The sequence below is a fragment of the Fibrobacter sp. HC4 genome, from assembly GCF_023373925.1.
GTDB lineage: Bacteria > Fibrobacterota > Fibrobacteria > Fibrobacterales > Fibrobacteraceae > Fibrobacter.
In genome coordinates, this window is the sequence record NZ_JALCZV010000006.1 from 87,830 (window position 1) to 108,688 (window position 20,859).

The following is a 20,859-nucleotide window of genomic DNA, read 5'->3' on the forward strand; positions in this document are numbered from 1 at the left end:
CATGAATTTTTGCACCATCCAAGACTTTACCGGCATCCATAGCGAACAGCCTTTTATGCAGGAACTGCGGGAACGCGCCAACGTCTACTGGATGGATTGCACAAATATCAGCGGCACTGATTGTTACTGCGATGACGACGCCCAAGCTGAAATCCGTAAAATGATGGACCAAGCCGCAGACCGCGTCACAGCTAATAACGACGCCGGTTTCACCGGCATCCACTTCTTTGACAACGGCAATTACCACTACATGAGCAAGCTGTGGACGGACCGCGTCAACGAAGATTTTGACCTGGTCATATTCGATCATCATCCCGATATGCAGCCACCCCGATTTGAAGGGATTCTCAGTTGCGGGGGCTGGGTCAAGGAAGTTCTGGACAACAACAAGTTTATTAGAAATGTGGTGCTTATCGGCGTTGCGGACCATCTGATTGAAGAAATCAAGAACGAACCTAGTGCGGAATTCGAGAAGTACGCAAGCCGCGTGACATTCATTCCCGAGACTTTGTTACGCACCCCAAATTTTGATATATCACAGGTAGCACTTGCCGCCCTACGTTCATCAAACCTATATATCAGTATCGACAAGGACGCCCTTTCCATTGACGACGTGGTGACCAACTGGGACCAAGGCAGTCTAACCTTTGAACAACTGGAAAATATTTTGAAGAATCTGTTTGCCCACCGTAAAATACTTGGGGTGGACATTTGCGGAGAACGGGCTCGGAACCAGGATTTCCCGGAAGACATTGACGAAGGCTCTGCGGATGCCACAAACAATGCTTTAAATAAAAAAATATTCAGCCTTCTAGATGTGCTCTAGATCCTTCGACTCCACTTCGTTTCGCTCAGGATGACACGTAAAAAAATGGTCTTCAATTCTCGCAACAGTTTCAACAAGCGTCCGCAACAGGGTAAGCCATCCTTTGGAAAAACCGCCAACAAGTTTGGCGGAGGCGCTCACGGCGTTGCCCGCGTTATTAGCAAGCGGGGTTACTGCAGCCGAAGCAAGGCCGAAATGCTTGTACGTGAAGGCCGCGTCACCCTGAACGGTCGCATCATCCACGACCCCGAAACTCCTGCCCGTGAAAGCGACGAAATCATCATCAACGGCAAGCGCATCGAAGCCAACGCCAAAGTGTACTTCATGATGAACAAGCCTCGGGGAATCGTCACCACGGCAAACGACGAAAAGGGACGCGCCACCGTCATGGAAGTTTTCGCAGAGCAATACCGCAAAATGTATTCGGGCAAGGAACCGCCCCACATCTCGCCGGTGGGCCGCCTAGACGCAGCCAGCGAAGGGTTGCTATTGTTCACCAACGATACTGAGTGGGCCAACCGCATTCTGGAACCCCGCAAATCAGACGAGAGACCAGAGGCGAGAGACGAGAGCGCAGGCACAGACATCCACAAGAAAATTTACCGCGTGCAGACCAAGGGCAAGCCCACCGCCGAAGACCTTCACAAAATGGAAGAGGGCTTTATAGTTCCGCCCCGCGTTTTCGGGGAATCCGAAGAATTCATGCACGCCAAGCAGGCTGTCCTCCACACCGAAGGCGAAAAGAACTGCTGGCTAGAAATCACATTGACCGAAGGCAAGAACCGCGAAATTCGCCGCATGCTAGCCCACTTAGGCTACGAGGTTCTCCGCCTGGTCCGCATTCAGATTGATGAATTTATTTTAGGCGACCTTAAACCAGGTTGCATCAAGGAAATCCAGATTTCCTAAAAGTAGAATAGAGCCATTTCTATGGCAATCCAAAAACGAGTTAAATGGAATGGAAACCAGGATGACGTCCAAAGTCCACCAGCAAAGGAACAGGAACAAATCATTGCCAGGCAGCAAATGATTTTTACAGCCATTCCCCTCAACATATTCGGAGGCCTTAAATAATATCGCGATTGAGCAGTTCGCCGTGGTCAAGAGTCAGACGGCGGAAAGTGCTGTTCATGTAGAAGTCGGGATTATGGGTTGCCATCAAAACGGTAGTGCCGCGGGCATTGATTTCCTTAAAAATCTTGAACACCTCTTCGGCGTTTTTCGGGTCAAGGTTTCCAGTAGGTTCGTCAGCCAGCAACAAGTACGGGTTATGCACCATGGCGCGGGCGATGGCCACACGCTGCTGTTCACCGCCAGACAATGTGTAAGGCATGGCAAAACGCTTCTGACTGATACCCACCAAAGCCAAGGCGTCAAAAACGGCGGCGTTAATCTTATTGTTGGGAGTGCCCACAATACGCAGGGCCAAGGCCACATTTTCAAAAACATTGCGATCCGGCAACAGCTTAAAGTCCTGGAAGATGATACCCATCTTGCGACGCAGCGCCTGGATGTTCTTGTCGGGAGTGTTCTTGCTATCGTAAAGGCAATCGCCGGTAAACTTCACCATGACCTGTCCACCGCGTTCATCGTCAGGGCGTTCGTCCATGTAAATCAGCTTCAACAGCGTAGACTTACCGGCACCGGAATGACCCGTCAAGAACACAAACTCACCCTTGTGAATACGGAAAGAAACGTTGGAAAGAGCTTTCCAGTTTTCTTCGTAAGACTTGGTGACGTGGTTAAAATGAATCATGGTTCAGCAAAAAAATTATTCGGTCATACGGATTTCCACATGGACTTCCTCACGCCACTTCTTAATGAGTGCGCCGAGTTTTTCGTTTTCCATGTGGGTAGCACACATCTGTTCGATCTTGCCGTAATCTTCTTCCAGAGTCAGTTCACGAATCTGGCGGGAATCATCCAGGCGGAACAGATGGTATGCACCATCAATCAGCACCGGTTCAGAAACCTGACCTACTTCCAAGTTAGAGACAGGATCTACATAGGCAGGAACCATTTCGCTCTTCTGGAACCAGCCCAAGCGACCACCGGCAAAGTTGCTGGCCTTGTCTTCGCTGAACTTACGGGCAGCCTTGCCAAAATCTTCGGCAGACTTGATAGACTTATGAAGAGAGTCGGCGCGAGCCAGAATGTCGGCACTGTCCTTGGCAGAGGGAATGGTATAGAGCAAAATCTGTGCGGAACGAACGCCGTCTTCCTTACGACCGAGAACGCGAGGAATATGCCAACCCAGAGAAGTCTTTACCGGGCTTGCAGAATACTGACCGTTCTTCAGCTGATCCAGGGCGCGTTCAAATACAGGGTCCAGCTGACCGCGCTTGTAATAACCCAGGTCACCGCCCTTGGCAGCGGCAGTATCCTGAGAGTGGGCCTTGGCCAAAAGTTCAAAGCTCATACCCAAGTTCAGGGTATCGATCAAGGCTTCGGCCAACTTCTTCACGGAGTCCACAATGGCGGCATCGGGAACAATGGGTATCTGAATATGGCTCAGCAAGACGCAATTATACTGCGGCGGCAGAGAATCCTTATAGGCAGCGTAGAAGGCATCCACTTCCTTCTTGGTGGGATTGATGGAGCCAACATGACGCTGACGGACACGGCTCATTTCGATATGGCCGCGAATCTGCTTGGCCAGCTGGTCGCGGTACTGAGCCATGCTAATCCCCAGCTGGGCACGGATTGCCTTTTCCAAAGTGGCCAAGTTGGTGTTCTGGCTAGAAGCCAACTGCTGCAAGTGGGCCGTCACACGCTGATCTACTTCGGCGTCAGACACCACAATGGAATCGCGGTCGATTCGAGAAAGCAGAACCTTTTCTTCGATAAGCTGATCCAGCACATACTTACGCTGATCCGCTTCGCTCATGGCAGAGCCTTCAGGTGTTTCCTGATACCGATAAAGGCTGCTCAAATATTCGGAACGCATAATAGGTTTGCCGTCTACAACTGCTGCAACCCCTTCCATCAAGACCGGTTCTGCAGAAGCCAAGGAAGCCACAGCACACAACGCCAACAAAATCAAACGGAACTTCATCATCATACCTTTTATTGTTCCTTTCCACTAAAAACATTCATCTGTGAAAAAATGGGGCGAGCCTTTTTCCATTCCTTTTTCAGTCGGTCCATCACCACCTTCTGATGTTCCACCCAGGCGCGATCAGCCACATCGTTAGCCACTTCGGCATAGGGCAGCACATCGGCAGAATCCAGGCGAGAAAGAACCACGGCCATCTTGAGGGAACCACCGCAATACTTCATGCGGGTCAGGCTACCCACAGACACACTATCTAGAGACGGAATGGTGCAACTGTCCGGCGTCACTGCCACAGAGTCAAAAGTCTCGTACTTCTTAACCAGGTAATGGGGGCCCGGAACGGAATCGTAAACCGTATTCTTGTGGCCCTTGTAATAAGTGTCAGCGCTCTGCCAATCCTTGAAGTAAATCAGGAAGCCAGAAATGGTGGTCTTACCACGGAGGAACAAATCCTGATGATTGGTATAGTAGTCCAGGCGTTCGCCATCGCCCACCATCATGGTATCTGCAAAAGTCTGAAGGAAGTGATCCACGACAATCTTTCGAACCGTCTTTTCGATCTGGTACTGGAGCACGGTATCTTCCAGCACGTTGTTGGCCAAGGCTTCCTGGTAAATGGTTTCTTCATTAATCCAGTGTTCCAGGAAAGAAAGCTTTTGACGGTTGTCCCAGGAATCCCAATCCGGAGCCATGCGGCGCACGTCGGAATCCTGCAACTTAGATTCGCCAACAGAAACAATCACAGAATCATTCTTGCCCAAACTAAAGGGCAAATCACAAGCAGTCAGCGTAAGGGCGGCAAGGCCCATCACGCAAGAAATACAAAAATTGCGGAAATTAAATTTCATCGGACACAATTTAGAAAATTACGTCCTTCCAAACCACGTTAAAGACGGCCAAATCGGCCCTTTAGCTTAGCCAAAGCGTCCACTTCAACCACTTCTTCGGAATCGTCGCCTTTCCGCTTGAAACGAACAATCTCGAAATCTTCCAGCATGGCCTTGGCCTGCAAGAAAAGTTCCGGGAATTCAGCATCATCGCTATTCTTGCGTTCAATTTGAGAAAGCAGGTCACGAGCCGCCTTCAGCTCATGATCCTTCATAAAGCGAGCCTTGAGGTACGGGCGGAACAAGTCGCGAAGAGCGCGGGCATCCAGTTCACGGGCCGGAGTCCCGGCCGAATCTATGGGATGGACGTCACGACGGGTTCCGCTAACTTTTTGATCAAGAGAATGATCCAGCAAATTGCCAAGCGCCTGAACGCGGTCAAACAAAGCGTTATCTTGTTGGTAAAGAGCCGCAATTTTATTCACCACGAATCCCGCAGCATCAACCGCATGATCGTGGCCCTGACGCATGGCCACACTGAAATTCTTCAGAATGTCCCAAGCCTTGACAAAAGCATTTCCGCCAAGGAGGCCTGCTTCGTAAGTCCCACGAACGAGGGCCAGACGAATTTCTTCGTCTTCACTGCGAGTAGTGTTTGCCAAATTCCTGAAATCAGAAATTTTCTTGCCGCGGGAAAATTCCAGCCCCGTAAAACGGGTACAGCGATTAGCGTCCAGACCGTCTGCGTTAAGGGATTTCGCCACCCAGATTTTAAGGGCCGTTTTGAAGCCGTCGGAATAGAGGCCGCCCGTTTCCAGCATATTCAGGCGGTCCGCAACAAGGTCAGCTGCACCCGCAGCAGAACCCGTCCCGGAATTAGCCGTCGAGCCCCGTTCCAGACGCTTGCGGAAATCCTGCCAGAAAGTCGATTCCTCGGGAGCCATCAAGGCAGACTCTCCCAGGCGCCAACCAAAGCGCAAGCTCTCCAGCGGAAAATCGATACCGAAAGTCACCACCACCGGACGCACCGCCAGGAACAGGCGGTAGCTTCCCCACTCCGGAGAAAGTTCCAGCGGGAACTTTTCTTCTACACCCTGCTTAAACACCTTAAGATGCAAGCGCAGATGATTTTCACGTTCCGGAGTTACGGTAGGAATATCGCAGTCCAACTGTTTAATTTCAGCCAAAGCCTCGTACAGGCACAGCAGCGGAGCCTTATGGGGATTGTTCACCAGCTTTTCGCAGAAGGCATCATCAATCTGAGTACGTCTGCCTTCCAGGTACTTCTTGGCAGACTTGGGCATTTCGCGAACGATGGATTCCACCATCCACTCACGCCATTGATGAATAGAAAGCGCCAAAGTAGCCGGAGAAGTTTCCGTGAGCAAGTCATAGGGGAATCTCAAGGTAATGCCGTCGCAATCCTTGGTGGCGTCGAAAACCATTTCGCCGGTCACCACACGTTCCTTACCGCGAGTCAATTCCATAATGCGGAACTGTTCTACAGAACCGCCCAATTCCGCCTGAGGCTTTTCTTCGTGCTTCCTGGCGGCACGGGGATCATTACCGCGACCCTTTAAGGCACCATCCAGCAAATCGCCGAACTTTCCAAGACTGCGGTCCCCGCTAGACTGCAAGGCAACGCCCATCTTTTCGTCTAGCTGATCCAGCCAGAATTTCGCATCGAATTTTAGCCACTGGTCGCCAGACTCTTCCAAATACTTTTTCAAGGTCCTGATGGAATTAACCTTAGGTGCAATACGCACATAATAGTCCACCAGGGCATCTTCGCTGGGAGCCAGACCAAACTGACGCTTACGGGCTTCCAGGGCATGCAAATCTTCCACCACACGTTCATTGTGGACCATGAAGGGGAAGGGCCTTGCCATCTCGCCCACCACAACCGCTTCGCGCCAGAAGATCTGGCAGCATTCTTCAGGGTTCACGCGGGCATAATCCACACGGTGACCGCGGCTAATCACAAGACCGCGGAAGGTCACTTCTTCAACAGCTTCTACAAAGCCTCGTTCCTTGTTCCACACCGGCGCATACCAGCGGCGGGTGCAGAAAGGTTCCGCCACCTGCATAATCCATTCAGGCTTGATTTCTGCGCCCTTGGTCAAGAAGATTCGGCTGGTTTCGCGAACTTCGGCGCTGAACAGCCATTCCACACTCTTGCCATACAGATCGCTACCCGGGAACACGTGAGTTTCACGACCGCTTACCAGGCGGTAGCAACCGTTCTCGATATCACGGCGGGCAATACCGCCCAGGAAACCGCTGAGCAAGGCAATGTGCAAATTGTCCTGATGGAACTTGTCTGGCGGGCAAATGCGGCTTTCGAACTTGGCATCCAGAATTCGTCCGAACTGTTCGTACAAATCGATCCATTCGCGGCAACGCAAAAAATGCAGACTCATCTTGTCGCAGAACTTGCGCAACTTGTTCCAGGATTTCTGATCGGTATCCCAGGCTTCGCAGAATGCATTCCACATGCACACATAGGTGATAAAATCGCTCTTGTGTCCCGCAAACTTTCGATGGAGTCCGCGAACACGACCGCGTTCCGGCTCCTCGTTAGGAACCACTCGCGGATCCTGAATAGAAAGGGCGGCGCACACAATAAGGGCCGGCTGCAAAACACCCGCATCACGAGCACGCAGCAGCACCGCAGACAAAGCCACATCCATAGGCAGCTTCGTCATATCGCGGCCCAACTTCGTCACATGACCGCTGGCATTATCCGCCGTCAGGGCACCCAGTTCAAACAGAGTCTTGTAGGCGCCACGGAACGCAGAATGAGGCGGAGCCTGCAAGAAAGGGAAACTTTCCATTTCAAGGCCAAGACTGCGCAATTGCAGCACCACGTTGGCCAAATTGCTTCGGCGAATTTCCGGTTCCGTAAAGTCGTCACGCTTTTCAAAATTCTCGGGAGAATAAAGTCGAATGCAGACACCGGGCTTCACACGGCCCGCACGACCTGTACGCTGACGGGCGCTTGCCTTGGAAACCTCTTCCACAGGCAAGCCCTGAATTCGGGACTGGGCGTTGTAACGTGAAATTCGAGCCATACCCGTATCCACCACGTAGGCGATACCGGGAATCGTCAGGGAAGTTTCAGCAATGTTTGTGGCAAGAACGACACGGGTCTTGCTGGTGCTCTTGAAAATGCGGCGCTGTTCATCGGGGCTCATGCGGCCATACAGCGGCAAAATATCAAAGCTGGCGGCATCCAGATCCGGCTTCAATTCGTTGGCCAAATCCTGAATATCACGTTCCGTCGGCAAGAAGCAAAGCAGATGGTCGCGATGGCGGCTTTCCAGATCCAGAATGGCATCGCGGGCTTCTTCTATGAGACCGGAGTCCCCCTTGCCAGAGGCATCACGGCGATCATCGTCGTCATCATCCCAAGGTCCGCGGAAACCATCCCTCGGTTTGCTCTTCTGCACCGCATCCCGGAAGTAATATTCCACTTCTACAGGGAACGTGCGGCCTTCCGCTTCCAGCACACAGCTGTTATCATAGAACTTCTCGAAGAGGGCCGCATCCAAGGTGGCAGAAGCCACAATCAGCTTAAACTCGGGACGCGCCTTCAGCACCGACTTGAAAATCCCCAGCAGGATATCGATGTTCAAGGAGCGTTCATGAGCTTCGTCAATCACGATGGCGGAGTACTGCTTAAAAAGTCTGTCGCGACGGAATTCCTGAAGCAGGATACCATCGGTCATGACCTTGACAGGAGCATCATTGGTTCCCTGTTCCCAGAAACGGATCTTGGTGCTGACCAGTTCATCCGCCTTCAGTTCCTCACGCAGGCGGTCTGCAATAGACATAGCCGCCAAGCGACGAGGTTCCGTCACACCGATCTTGAAATCACCACCCTTGGTGATTAAATACTCCAGCAGGAATTTCGGTAACTGGGTAGACTTACCGGATCCCGTATCCGCCTTGACGATCACAACCTGATGTTTTTCAAGTAGCTTAAAAAACTCCTCCCGTTTCTGAACAACGGGAAGCTCCGGGTACTCAATCTTTAAAGCAGTAAGATCCATCAGAACAATTATGAATTATGAATTATGAAGTATGAGTTACGAGAATCCTATGGCATGGTCCAGCCAAGATCACCTATCTCATAATTCATAATTCGTACTTTGTAATTCAAAGATTAAAACCGCCGGTTTTAATCTTTGATATGTCCACACTTGTCGCAGGTGAACTTGTAGCTGTTATCCGGATCCACCACCATGACGCCGTCGCATTCGGGGCATTCACAGGGGAGTTCACCGGGCATTACTTCGCGATAGGTTTCTTTTTCTTCGTTCATTTTATTCCGCAATTTCCTTTAGGTAACGGCTCAGGGCATCCTGCCAGGTAGGCAGCGGTTCAAAGCCAGCTTCACGCAACTTGCTCTTATCCAGTCGGCTGTTAAAGGGTCGAGCCGCCTTAGAAAGACCATATTCCGCAGTAGTCACAGGAACAACCTTGGTGCTCATGCCAGCCTGCTTGTAAATTTCACAGGTAAAATCGTACCAGCTGATGAATCCGCCTTCGTTGGTAGCATGGTAATAGCCGTACTTTTCAGATTCATTCATATCGATAAGCAGACGGGCCAGGTCAAACGTGTAAGTGGGAGTACCGATCTGGTCGTTCACCACGCGCACGGTATCGTGAGTCTTGCCCACGTTGATCATGGTCTTGATGAAGTTCTTGCCATTCAAGCCAAAGACCCAGGCAATGCGAACGATAAAGTACTTTTCCAGAGTGTTAGAAACGGCAAGTTCGCCTTCCAGCTTAGTCTGACCATAAACATTCAGAGGCTTGTAATCTTTGCAATCCGGTCGCCAGGGTTCAGAACCTTGACCATCGAACACATAGTCTGTGCTGATGTAGGTCATCTTGCAATCCAGCTTCTTACAGGCGTTGGCAATGTTCTGGGTACCGCCGGCATTTACCGCACGTACCTTTGCCACGTTGGCGTCATCTTCAGCCATATCCACGGCAGTCCAGGCAGCACAATGAATCACGGCGTCGGGCTTGATTTCAGAAATCACCTTTTCAACGGCAGCGGCATCAGTAATATCCAACTGAACGTAGGGCATCGTGGTAACTGCACTTCCATCGGCCACACCACTGTATTCAGGAGCCATATCCGTACCGACACCGGTATGACCGCGCTTAGCCAATTCATTCATCACATCGTGACCTAACTGGCCACCCACACCTGTAACAAAAAACTTCATAATGCACTCTCCCATTTTTTGCGGGAGCTCCATGACACCAAAGATAGAAAGTTTCCCATTTTAGCTAAATTTGAATTCCGGTAAATCAGGTTAGGAACGCTAACTTTAAAAAAAGGTTATGTCAATGTCCACATTCACCAAATGGGTTGCCGCCTGGGGTAACGCCACCTCTATCACAGACAGAACTGCAGCGGTATACGCCAAGGACATCACCCTCCGCTACCCCATCCGCATTTGTTTTTCGGGAAGTAAGATCCGTTTCAGATTTTCCAATCTGACAGGAACTGAACCCGTCACCATTACAAGCGCATTCATCGCCAAGCAAGTTCCGCAAACCGCAAACGCAACGACCTACACCCCCGCAGCCATCACCTTTGATAGCAAGGTCTCCATCACCATGGCCCCCGGCACCGAAGTAGAAAGCGACGCCATCGCCTTTGACATTACCGCCGGCGAAACCATAGAAGTCAGCATGTACTTCGCAGACTTCACACAAATGAACGCAGGCACCCTGATTACGGGTCCTCTTTCCAATGGCAAGTACAGCTACGGCAATTTCGCCAAGGACCGCGACCTTCCCGCCGATTTAACCCGCAACACCAACTGGTTTTACTTCCTGAACACCGTCGACGTATTCACCGAAGAACAGAACCACGCCCTGGTCTGCTACGGTGATTCCATTACCGCCCAGGATTGGCCCGATTATCTCGCCCTGCGCGCATGGGACGCAGGCTTCCGCAATGTGTCCGTCATTCGTCGCGCCGTCAGCGGCACCCGCATTCTCCGCGAATACAACTGCATCACCTATGCCGCCTACGGTTTAAAGGGCGCCACCCGCTTCCCCATCGAATTGAACGTAGCGGGAGCTTCTGCAGTAATTATCCAGCATGGCATCAACGACATCATCCATCCCGTGGGCGTCGAAGTCAATAAGTTCCGTCCCTGGAGCGACATGCCTACCGCAGAAGATCTGATTAGCGGCATTCAGGAAATCTACCTCACCCACGCCCGCAAGCTAGGTCTCAAAGTTTACAGCGGCACACTGCTCCCCATTTACGGCTGGCGCACCTACAACGAAAACCGCGACGCCATCCGTAACGCATTCAACCAATGGCTGAGAACCGCAGCGGATTTCGACGGTTGCGTTGATTTTGACGCCGCTGTACGCGATTCCGCCCGCCCAGAATGTTTCGCCCCAGGCTTTGACTCTGGTGACCACCTGCATCCTAGCGCCGCAGCCTATAAGGCCATGGCGGAGGCCGTTCCCGAAGATTTGCTGAAATAAAAAACAAGTCCCGAAAACCGCCCTTGAAGAGGCCCCCAAAAAGCCTCCTTCATCTTTCGGGAATTTTTCATATCACGCACACATAAAAAACGTCCCGCATTCACGGGACGTTTCTTCGTTAATCACAGAGGTTTTGTAAGGAGCAATTGAGTGAGTAACGAAACCTTTTGCCTTTCTTAGCGAGAGACAGAAACCTTCTGGAGTCGATTGCCCTGGCGAACCATATAGACACCACTCTGCTGGAACTTGGCCTTGAGGGCATCCTTCAGAGAGGTACCGGCAGCAACTTCAACCAAGCCCAGGCTCTTACCCTGCATATCGAATACCTGGAAGCTGCCCACAGCCAGTTCGAACTGAACACCCTGAACCATAGAACCGAAAGAAGTCGTACCAGAATCATTTTTACTTTCGGAACCCGGTTCAGCAGTGGTGAAGACCAGCTTGACGTCACTAATCTTGACAGCACCTGTAGCCTGTCCCAAATTGAAGGCAAACTGAGCGGCATCATCAGAATCTTCTTCCATAGCAAAGATAAATGCGTATTCCTTTTCCGTGGTGGTGATGTCAAATTCCTTAGTGGCGTATGCACCCCAGGGGTCTACGGACTGCTGGAAAGAAACTTCAATCTTGCGAGCAACATCTGCGCTAGCCTTAAAGGACAACTTGTACTTCATGCCCTTATCAAGAGCCACACCGTACTGAACAAGCTGCGGCATATAAGTTTCTTTACCAGTAGTGGTAACGTCAACCGTAGCCGTGCCACCAGCAACAGAAGTCTTTGCAGCAGAGCCACCCCAGTTTGTACCCTGACCCAGGAACCAAGATGCATCGTTGCTTGTAGAAATCACGCTGCCGCTAGGGAAATTACCATCCTTAAGAAGGTTCACAGAGGTTTCGCCAACCAATTCAAACTTGGCGACCACAGACTTTTCCTTGTCCATGGTTACAGAAATGGTTTCGGTAGAACCAGTAGCGCCACCTTCCCAACCCACAAACTTCCAGCCTTCGTTAGCCTTGGCGGTGAGCTGTACAGTAGATTTGGGAGCATAATAGTTAGCGCTGGGGCTCTTTGTCACAGTACCTGCAGCAGCCGGAGATGCAGTTACATTGAGGGCAAGTTCATCGGCACTGCCACCGATTTTCAGCAGGTTCTTCTTAACTTTAGCATAACCCTTTGCAGTACCCGTATTTCCAGTGTAGGATTCAATTTTCATGGAAGCAACTTCATACAGCTTACCCATCTTCATACCAGCTTTAGCCCATTCGCTGAAGTGCTTGGAAATAGAAATGGTACCCTTGGTACGATGCTGGCTCGTATTCGACGGGATGGACCAATACTGCTTAAAGGTGCTGGTACCCGAAAGAGAAGGCTGCTGAATACGGTCGGTAGTATAGAAATCGTAGCTAATACCATCGATAGTTGCAGAACCCCACTTTTTACCGCCCTGGGTAGGATTGTAGCTTCCGCGATCCTGGACAATGTAGTATTCAATTTCATTGCTGAAACCACTGGGAATGTCCGCCTGGTCGTAATAGCCCCAGCCATAGACACTGACATACTTCACGTTGTCGGTGGAGCTCCATTCCACTTCAAATTCAGAGGTAATATTACCCACATTCTGTACGGTAACACTGGAGTTAGATCCCCAACGCTTTCCGGTACGGGCTAACATGTTGATAGTACCCTGCCATTCAACTTCGAAAGCACCACCATTTTCGTCGCTTACGTTAAGCTTCATAGTTGCGGAACCGGCACCATTCTGGCTCCAGAGTTCGTAATCATAGCCACCGGCGCTACCCATTTTCTGGGATGTGCCATTGGAGCAGGTAACGGTCTGTCCCCAGGAAATGGATGACGAAATTGCAGCCATGGCAAAGGCTGTTGTTAAAACTTTTTTGATACTCATACTTATCCTCTCGGGGGGTTATTTGTACTCTATTCTAATCTATACTATTCTACATCGGTTGTTAAGCACTACTGGATCAATTCCGTTGTAGCCTTCTACAACAGCTACAACAGGTAAAAAACAGCTTTTTTCTAAAAAAAAAATCAACAAAAAGAACGTTGGCTTTATAGAGTTCCGTAAAAAAATCCCTGTCGCAATAAGCAACAGGGATTAAAAGTTTTAACCGATAATTTAAAACAAACTATCGCTAGTCTTCAGAAGGAGCACCAATCTGCTGTTCCGGAGAATCATCCTTCACAACGGAATCGTCATCCACTTCTACGCCTTCGACGTGGTCGAAGGTTTCCTTGGCTTCAGCGGAATCATGCTCGATGTCTTCGACGCTAGGCAGAGCGGTTGCATCCTGGACGGTGTCGCCATCGTTTAGGCGGATGCACTTCACGCCGATCGCGCTACGATTGGTAAGACGGATAGAATCGGCTTCGATACGGATGACCTGGCCTTCCTTACTGGTAATGATCAAGTCGTAATCATCTGCAACACTTTCTACGAATACTGCAGAACCGGTCTTTTCCATACCGTCGGCACTGAGGTTGCGAACGCCCTTGCTGCCGCGCTTGGTCACGCGGTAGGAGCTGGGCTGAGAACGCTTACCAAAGCCCTTTTCGGTAATGGTCACGATCTTGTTGCCTTCCTTGAGCCAGATGAGGGAGATGACTTCATCACCTTCGGCCAGGGTAATGCCCTTCACGCCGTGAGTGCCACGACCCATGGAACGCATGCAGCTAATGGGGAACGTTACGGCCTGACCATTCTTGGTGGCAAGCATCAGGAGGTCCTTGGCAATGGGCTGGGCAGCGGTATCGTCGCCATCTTCAGATTCAGGGGCGGCCTGATTTTCTGCAGTCTGAGATTCTACAGATTCATCATTGTCGTCACCTTCCTGAGAGGCGTTAAATTCTTCGGCAGACATACCCACCAGCTGTACCTTCACCAATTCATCGTCTTCATCCAGGCTGATGGCATTGACGCCAGCCTTACGGGGACGGCTGAAGAGGGTGAGGTCCATCTTGTTGACGATACCCTTCTTGGTAGCGAATACCAGGCAGAAGTAACCGCCGAACTTACGGACGGGCACAATAGCCTGTACCTTTTCGCCTTCGGTAAGACCAATGAAGTTGATAATGGGGCGACCCTTACTGTTGCGGTTACCTTCGGGCAGGCGATAAACCTTGGTCCAGTAGGCACGGCCCTTGTTGGTAAACACCAGCAGGTAGCTATGGGTGCTTGCAGTAAAGATCTGGTCCACGTCGTCATCGTCCTTGAGGCCGGTGCCAACAACGCCCTTACCGCCGCGAGACTGAGCCTTGAAGGTATCGATAGGCAGGCGCTTGATGTAGCCTTCCTTACTCAAGGTAATTACCTGTTCTTCTTCGGCAATCAGGTCTTCGTAGTCGTAATCGTCTACAGCATCTTCGATGGAGGTGCGGCGTTCGTCACCGAACTTAGCCACAACGGCATCCAGCTTTTCAAGCATAATGGCAATGCGACGTTCGCGCTTTTCCAGGATATCCTTCAAGTCGGCAACGAGAGCGATCAGTTCGTTGTATTCGTTTTCCAACTTTTCCAGGTTCAGGCCGGTAAGCTGGGCAAGACGCATGTCCACGATAGCCTGGGACTGAATTTCATCCAGGTTGAAGCGATCCTGCAAAGACTTCTTTGCGGCTTCGGTGGTTGCGCTGCTCTTGATAATCTGCACCACTTCATCAATGTTCTGAGTAGCGATGCGCAGACCTTCGATAATGTGGAGACGGGCTTCAGCCTTCTTCAAGTCGAACTGGGTGGAGCGGGTGATCACATCAAGACGATGGTCGATATAAATCTGGATCAAGTCCTTCAGGGTCAGAACCTTGGGCAGGTTGTTCACCAGGGCCAGGTTGTAAATGCTGAAGGTAGTCTGCAGCTGGGTATTCTTGAACAAGTTGTTCTGAACCACTTCTGCAACGGCATCCTTACGGAGTTCGATAACGACGCGGATACCTTCCTTGTTGGATTCATCGCGGATGTCGGTAATGCCGTCGACGCGTTTGTCCTTAACAAGTTCTGCAATCTTCTTACAGAGTTCAGCCTTGTTCACCATGTACGGAATTTCCGTCACGATGATGCGGGGCTTGCCGCGGCTGTCGGTTTCAATTTCTGTGCGGGCACGGAGGCGGACCTTGCCGTGGCCAGTGAGGTATGCATCACGGATACCTGCGCGACCGCAGATGATGCCACCCAGAGGGAAGTCCGGACCGCTGACATAGTTCAGCAGTTCTTCGCCCGTAATGTCGGGATTTACAGCCTGAGCGTGAATAGCATTTGCAATTTCACGGAGGTTATGGGGAGCCATGGAGGTGGCCATACCCACAGCAATACCGGTAGTACCGTTCACCAGCATGTTGGGAATGGCAGAAGGCAGGACCTTCGGCTCTTCCAAGGATTCATCGAAGTTGGGACCCATGTCTACGGTATCTTTTTCAAGATCTTCCAGCATGAGAACACCCAGGTTGTTCATCTTGGCTTCGGTATAACGCATTGCAGCGGCGCCGTCACCATCGATAGAACCGAAGTTACCCTGACCGAAAACCAGCGGATAGCGCAGGGAGAAGTCCTGAGCCATACGGACCAGAGTTTCGTATACAGCGGAGTCGCCATGGGGGTGGTACTTACCGATCACGTCACCCACGATACGGGCAGACTTCACGGTGGGCTTATTGGGAAGCACACCCAGCTTATGCATACTGTACATGACGCGGCGATGCACCGGTTTAAAGCCGTCACGGGCATCGGGCAGAGCACGAGCCACAATCACGCTCATGGAGTAGCGGAGGTAGCAGTCCTGCATGTCCTGTTCAATCAAGGACTTGAACTGAGTACCTGGAAGCATTTCTTCAGACATTCACTTTTCCTCAAATTAGTGATTAGTGGTTAGTGGTTAGTGGTTAGGAAAGCACTCCTAAACTTGGCCACCCTCCGCTAATTTTTCATTTATCATCTCATCTATTAATTTCAAACTTTCGTAGGCGGTCTGGTTGATGCGGTGGGGCGTAATAGTCGCATAACCCTGGTTCAACAGATAGTCATCACTATCCACAGGGGATTCATTCCACAACTTGTCGCCATCCAGCAGCCACAGCTTGTCGCCAGAGCCATCTTCTGCGTCTACCAGACTATAATGGTCCGTAAACATTTCGCGGGCCATGACCGCAGCCTTGAAGCCCTTGAAGTCCGCAGGCTTTACCTTGGGGAAGTTCACATTCCAGAAAGTACCGGGAGCGACATTCTCGAACAGGCGATCCTTGACCACACGAACTGCAAATTCAACAGCAGTTTCCAGCAGGTCTCCCCCACAACCGCGGAGGGATAGTGCAACACCAGGAACACCCCACAGGGCGGCTTCGCGGGCACCGGCCACCGTACCGGAATACAAGGACGAGACGCCGGAATTTTCACCCACATTCACGCCAGAGAAACAGACGTCGAACTCCCCTGCCGCAGAACTTACACCCGGGCAACCCTCCGGTTCCTGGGAAAGCCCGAATTTTGCAAAATGACCTAGGGCAAACTTGGCGCAATCTGCAGGTGTGCCAGACACGGAATAGAATTCATAAGGCCAGGCTTTCGTACCGTCGGCAGCCACCGGAGCATCATCATCGGCGGGAACGGCCTTAATCCTCAGAGCCCTACGCACGGTAAAGGCCTGGCTCACCCCACTTTGCTCCGTTTCGGGGGCAAAGACGAACACATCGGCAACCTTGGACAAGGCAGCCGCAAGAGCGCGCAGATTGTCGCTCCTAAACCCATCGTCGTTTACGATGAGAACTCGTGTTCTAGGGGTATTTTGCATGCTCTATAAAAAATAGAAATTTCTTACAAAGCGGGCTGTAAAAACCTGACATTTGGGCCCTTCTGGCCCTTTTTTCTATTCATAATTAGCAATACCTTCCCGACGTACCCCCCTTTTTGTTTTATATAAGTCCATTTTTGTTTTATAAAAACGTCGTTTTATAAAATTAATCTTATTTTCTTTCGTTTTTAAGCAAAATTCAACATTTTTGTTTTATAAAATATTGACAATTATGTTTTACCTAGGTATATTTGGGTCATGCTTAAATCTGTAATCGAATACCAAAATTACCGCCAATACATTTTGGACTACTACACCGAGCGAAAGCGTTGCTCCGCTTTCACCTGGAGAGAGTTCGCCAAACTGGCTGGTTTTGCATCCGGTTCCTATCTTAAGCTTGTCTGTGACGGTAAAACACGCCTTGTGGAGGAAGGCGCTAAAAAGACCGCCATAGCCATGGGGTTATTGGACTTTGAGTTCGACTATTTCATTTTGCTGGTTCAGTACGAAAACGCAAAGAACGACCAGCAGAAGAAAAAATACTTTGAAGAAATCCAGGAACTCACATCGGCACACAAAGTCAAGCTGCTGGGTAGTGAATCCTACACCTATTATGAATCCTGGGTCCATTCCGTGATTCGCGAACTTGCTCCCGCCATGCCTGGCGCAAAGCCGTCGGATATAGCCAAGGCCTGCAGCTCCCCTGTCAGCGCCGCCGACGTCAGCGACAGCTTGCAGTTCCTCACCAAGAACGGCTTCTTGTCTAAAGACAGCGCGGGCAATTATCATCAGGAAGACCGCTCCCTGACAACGGGGCGCCTAGACTACGTTTCATTGGCAGTCCATTCCTTGATAAAGCAGATGGGCGAATTCGCCTTGAAGGCCTTTGACGAACTTCCCATTTCAGAGCGACACTTCAGCGGCATCACCCTGGGCGTCACCGAAAAAAGTTATAGGCAGGTCATCGACGAATTGACGGAATGCCGCCGCCGTATCGTGGCCATCGTTTCGGCAGAAGACGAAACCGAAAAAGTCTGCCGTCTAAATATGCAATTATTTCCCCTGGCAACCGTGCCAGAAGAATACAAGAACAATCAACAAAAAAATTAAGGGCTAGGAAAATGAAGAACTACTTTAAGACATGGGGCGGAATCGCAACGTTATCGCTAATGGCGTTAACTACAGCCCTCACCGCATGCGGAAATCAAGAAACCGCCGGAGGCACCAGCGAAGAAGCCGAAGGCATCGTCGCCATCACCGACAAGACCATCGCCGGCGTCTCCCAGAAGGGTCCGTTCCTTAAGGGTTCCACCGTAATCATCAAGGAAACCGCCTCAGACGGAAGCCTTACCCCCACCGGCAAGGAATTCGAAACAACCATTCGAAGCGACAAGGGAGACTACAAGTTCTCAAATCTGGATCTCAAGACCCAATACGCCATTTTCTCTGCCGAGGGTTACTACCAAAGCGAAGAAACCGAAGAAAAGTCAAACTGTCCCATCCATCTTGAAGCCGTATCCGACATCGAAGGCCGAGAAAAGGTCAACATCAATATTCTTACTCACTTTGAACACAAAAGAGTCATTAACCTAGTCAAAGAAGGAAAATCCTTCTCCAAGGCAAAGAAGCAGGCTTCAGAAGAAGTCTTACAGGCTTTCGGCGTGGACGTCCAGAACTACTCTGCAGAAAATCTGAACATTTTCAACATGACCGAAGCAGATCTCGTTTTGTACAACCTCAGCCTTTATATTGACCACATTACAAACCGAACCTATTACTATCACGAAACCGAAGAAGAATCTTGTCAAAATGCACAAAACGTTCTAGACAGCTACGCAAACGATTTCGCCGACGACGGAGAACTTAGCGACTCCCTTTTATCGGTATTCATCGACATCGCTTACGAAGGTCAATTACGCAATGAAGAAGGCCTCACCTTAGAAGGTATAGACGAAAAGGAAAAAGTCGACCCCGGTTCCCGTCTTGACTTGACCATTCTGGGAAACGAATACTTATTCGGCACAATGTTGTTTACAAACTATATGGAAGTCGAACCCTGCGGAGAAAGCCAATGGGGAGTCATTAAGCCCATAAAGAAGTCCATTACACTTGGTGGCGACTACTTAATCTGTAACGCATTTTATTGGGAGATCATTACAAAAGAAGAATATGAAGAGTTTACCGCACCGATCAAGCACCAAGTCGGGTCCATGACCGACAAGCGCGACGGGAAAAAATACAGTACAGTTTCCTTCAAACACAAAGGTAAAACATACGAATGGATGGCAGAGAACCTCCTGTACACCGATTCCACCGTACATTATTCCGACAAGAAACTTCCTGGCAGCTACAATTGGACAACCGCAATGAATCTGGACAGCAGCTACAAGAAAAAAACTGTCGACATAAGCCTCATTGATTCACTCCACCAGGGAATTTGCCCAGACAACTGGCATATCGCCACAAACGACGAATGGGAAGCCCTCATTAAATACGTCGGCGATGCACGCAATCTGCTTGATGAGAAATGGAAAATTTCGGACAGGAAATTCGCTTTGGCAAAGGATATCTTCGGGGTATTCCACAACAAGTTTGACTTCAACCTCACTCCGACCGATTATGAATTCCTGGAAACATACTACCACACCTATGCACGAGACAGCAAACTCTTAAATTACGTTTCCTTTAAGGATATGTACGGCGAATGTACTTTTGATGAAAAACTTGAAGCAGACGCCTACGACGATTATTATGAAAAATACTACGAATACATGCGAGAACATCACGAATACATCGAAGGCGGATTTTCAATAGAATTAGAAGTTCTTCATGGCAGCGTTTATGACAATTTCCGTTCCAACAAGGAAGATGTCGCCTACGTCCGTTGCGTAAAGAACTAAAACCATTTAGGTCCCGATTTGGGAATCTGCATACCAGGGGTTAGGAAAAAGCAGATTTGGGACCAGTTAGGAGAAATCCCGCGGAGACGTCCGCGGGATTTTTACGTTCTTTGCACAGCGTTAAAAATCAGCCCTTGGCGCTTCTTAGGCAGAACGCCATTATGGCAAAAGCCCCTGCCACATTCATACTGGCCTTGCGACCTGCCATGGGAATGGTCACCTTCATGGTGGTTGCGGCCATGATTTCGGGAGCGATACCCAGTTCTTCGTTACCCAGGATAATCAGGCCCTTTTCCGGCCATGTTACTTTATTTATGTCCGGAATATCTTCACCTGTTTCAAGGGCGATAATTTCGTATCCGTTTTCCTTATGCCAGTTGATGCAGTCAAAGGGATCTTCCCAGCGCTTGATAGGAATCCATTCCTGACAGCCACGGGCGGCACTCTTTACAGTCACATGATCGGGGCTGCAGCTATAACCGGAAAGATGGACGCCTTCCAGGCCGAAGCAATCGGTACTGCGGATAATGGAACCCACATTAAAGGCACTGCGGAGGTTATGAACCAGGACCGCAAACTGAATAGGCTTTTCGTTTGCAACCTCGCGGTCGCCCGGTTCCTGCTCCAGATAAACGTCACGTTCAAAGCCAAGGCCTGCGCGGGTACGGAAGGTCTTGTACAGGTCAATCATCTGAGCCTGGTTCTTGCCCACCAGAGTTTCTTCGGGAGGAAGCTTCATCCATTCTGCGTAGGTTTCAAATTCCTTCTTGGCACGAGAAACGTCATCGCCCAACTGCAAAATGATGACACGCAGAAGTTCCGCCAAGCGCTTGTACTTGGAGGTTTCCTTTGTAGCGAGAAATTTCTTTTCAGAGAACATATTTTGCTGGATCCTTCACTTCGTTCAGGATGACACGCGGGAGGAGAACA

General features: G+C 50.2%; 15 protein-coding genes. 5 read left to right on the top strand and 10 right to left on the bottom strand.

Annotated features, from left to right (window positions below):
• The first annotated feature begins 1 nt into the window (after position 1).
• Together MMG03_RS05570 and MMG03_RS05575 are read left to right on the top strand one after the other, a co-directional pair.
• Entirely contained in the window at positions 2 to 826 is an 825-nt protein-coding gene (locus MMG03_RS05570) for an arginase family protein (protein ID WP_249505838.1), read from the top strand.
• Positions 827 to 871: 45 nt separating this feature from the next.
• Positions 872 to 1,735 carry a pseudouridine synthase gene (locus MMG03_RS05575; RefSeq protein ID WP_073161470.1) on the top strand — a complete coding sequence of 288 codons (864 nt, stop codon included), beginning with the start codon at positions 872 to 874 and terminating at the stop codon, positions 1,733 to 1,735.
• A gap of 157 nt (positions 1,736 to 1,892) precedes the next feature.
• Here MMG03_RS05575 and ftsE read toward each other — a convergent pair whose 3' ends face one another.
• The 6 genes from ftsE to rfbD all read right to left on the bottom strand — a co-directional run bounded on the left by ftsE (position 1,893) and on the right by rfbD (position 9,948).
• Entirely contained in the window at positions 1,893 to 2,582 is a 690-nt protein-coding gene (gene ftsE, locus MMG03_RS05580; RefSeq protein WP_073161471.1) for a cell division ATP-binding protein FtsE, read from the bottom strand.
• Between the two features lie 15 nt (positions 2,583 to 2,597).
• Complete coding sequence (locus MMG03_RS05585; RefSeq protein WP_249269302.1) at positions 2,598 to 3,887, bottom strand: peptidylprolyl isomerase; 1,290 nt, start codon at positions 3,885 to 3,887, stop codon at positions 2,598 to 2,600.
• A gap of 5 nt (positions 3,888 to 3,892) precedes the next feature.
• On the bottom strand, positions 3,893 to 4,729 hold the full coding sequence (locus tag MMG03_RS05590) for a hypothetical protein (RefSeq protein WP_073234746.1): 837 nt from the start codon (positions 4,727 to 4,729) through the stop codon (positions 3,893 to 3,895).
• A gap of 38 nt (positions 4,730 to 4,767) precedes the next feature.
• The gene (gene hrpA, locus MMG03_RS05595; RefSeq protein ID WP_249505839.1) at positions 4,768 to 8,760 is read right to left on the bottom strand and encodes an ATP-dependent RNA helicase HrpA; all 3,993 of its coding nucleotides are present in this window, start codon (positions 8,758 to 8,760) and stop codon (positions 4,768 to 4,770) included.
• Between the two features lie 128 nt (positions 8,761 to 8,888).
• Positions 8,889 to 9,032, bottom strand: a complete 144-nt coding sequence (locus MMG03_RS05600) for a hypothetical protein (RefSeq protein WP_158236671.1) — start codon at positions 9,030 to 9,032, stop codon at positions 8,889 to 8,891.
• A gap of 1 nt (position 9,033) precedes the next feature.
• Complete coding sequence (gene rfbD, locus MMG03_RS05605) at positions 9,034 to 9,948, bottom strand: dTDP-4-dehydrorhamnose reductase (RefSeq protein ID WP_249505840.1); 915 nt, start codon at positions 9,946 to 9,948, stop codon at positions 9,034 to 9,036.
• 118 nt (positions 9,949 to 10,066) lie between these two features.
• Between rfbD and MMG03_RS05610 the strand changes: the two genes are divergently transcribed.
• Entirely contained in the window at positions 10,067 to 11,233 is a 1,167-nt protein-coding gene (locus tag MMG03_RS05610; protein ID WP_249505841.1) for a GDSL-type esterase/lipase family protein, read from the top strand.
• A gap of 176 nt (positions 11,234 to 11,409) precedes the next feature.
• Here MMG03_RS05610 and MMG03_RS05615 read toward each other — a convergent pair whose 3' ends face one another.
• The 3 genes from MMG03_RS05615 to surE form a co-directional block, all read right to left on the bottom strand.
• Entirely contained in the window at positions 11,410 to 13,140 is a 1,731-nt protein-coding gene (locus MMG03_RS05615) for a glycoside hydrolase family 11 protein (protein WP_088665332.1), read from the bottom strand.
• A gap of 247 nt (positions 13,141 to 13,387) precedes the next feature.
• A complete protein-coding gene (gyrA, locus tag MMG03_RS05620) occupies positions 13,388 to 16,081 on the bottom strand; it encodes a DNA gyrase subunit A (RefSeq protein ID WP_073161478.1) in 2,694 nt (897 codons plus the stop codon).
• Between the two features lie 57 nt (positions 16,082 to 16,138).
• Positions 16,139 to 17,029, bottom strand: a complete 891-nt coding sequence (surE, locus tag MMG03_RS05625; protein ID WP_249505842.1) for a 5'/3'-nucleotidase SurE — start codon at positions 17,027 to 17,029, stop codon at positions 16,139 to 16,141.
• A 258-nt stretch (positions 17,030 to 17,287) separates the two neighbouring features.
• On the opposite strand from surE, the gene MMG03_RS05630 reads away from it, so the two are divergent.
• Both MMG03_RS05630 and MMG03_RS05635 read left to right on the top strand, forming a co-directional pair.
• Positions 17,288 to 18,139: a TIGR02147 family protein gene (locus tag MMG03_RS05630; RefSeq protein ID WP_112132071.1), complete on the top strand. Its 852-nt coding sequence runs from the start codon at positions 17,288 to 17,290 to the stop codon at positions 18,137 to 18,139.
• An 11-nt stretch (positions 18,140 to 18,150) separates the two neighbouring features.
• Positions 18,151 to 19,929, top strand: coding sequence for an FISUMP domain-containing protein (locus MMG03_RS05635; RefSeq protein ID WP_158535449.1), 1,779 nt, complete (start codon positions 18,151 to 18,153; stop codon positions 19,927 to 19,929).
• Between the two features lie 127 nt (positions 19,930 to 20,056).
• Here the strand turns inward: MMG03_RS05635 and MMG03_RS05640 are convergent, their stop codons facing one another.
• Positions 20,057 to 20,809: a TrmH family RNA methyltransferase gene (locus tag MMG03_RS05640; RefSeq protein WP_249505843.1), complete on the bottom strand. Its 753-nt coding sequence runs from the start codon at positions 20,807 to 20,809 to the stop codon at positions 20,057 to 20,059.
• Positions 20,810 to 20,859 lie beyond the last annotated feature (50 nt).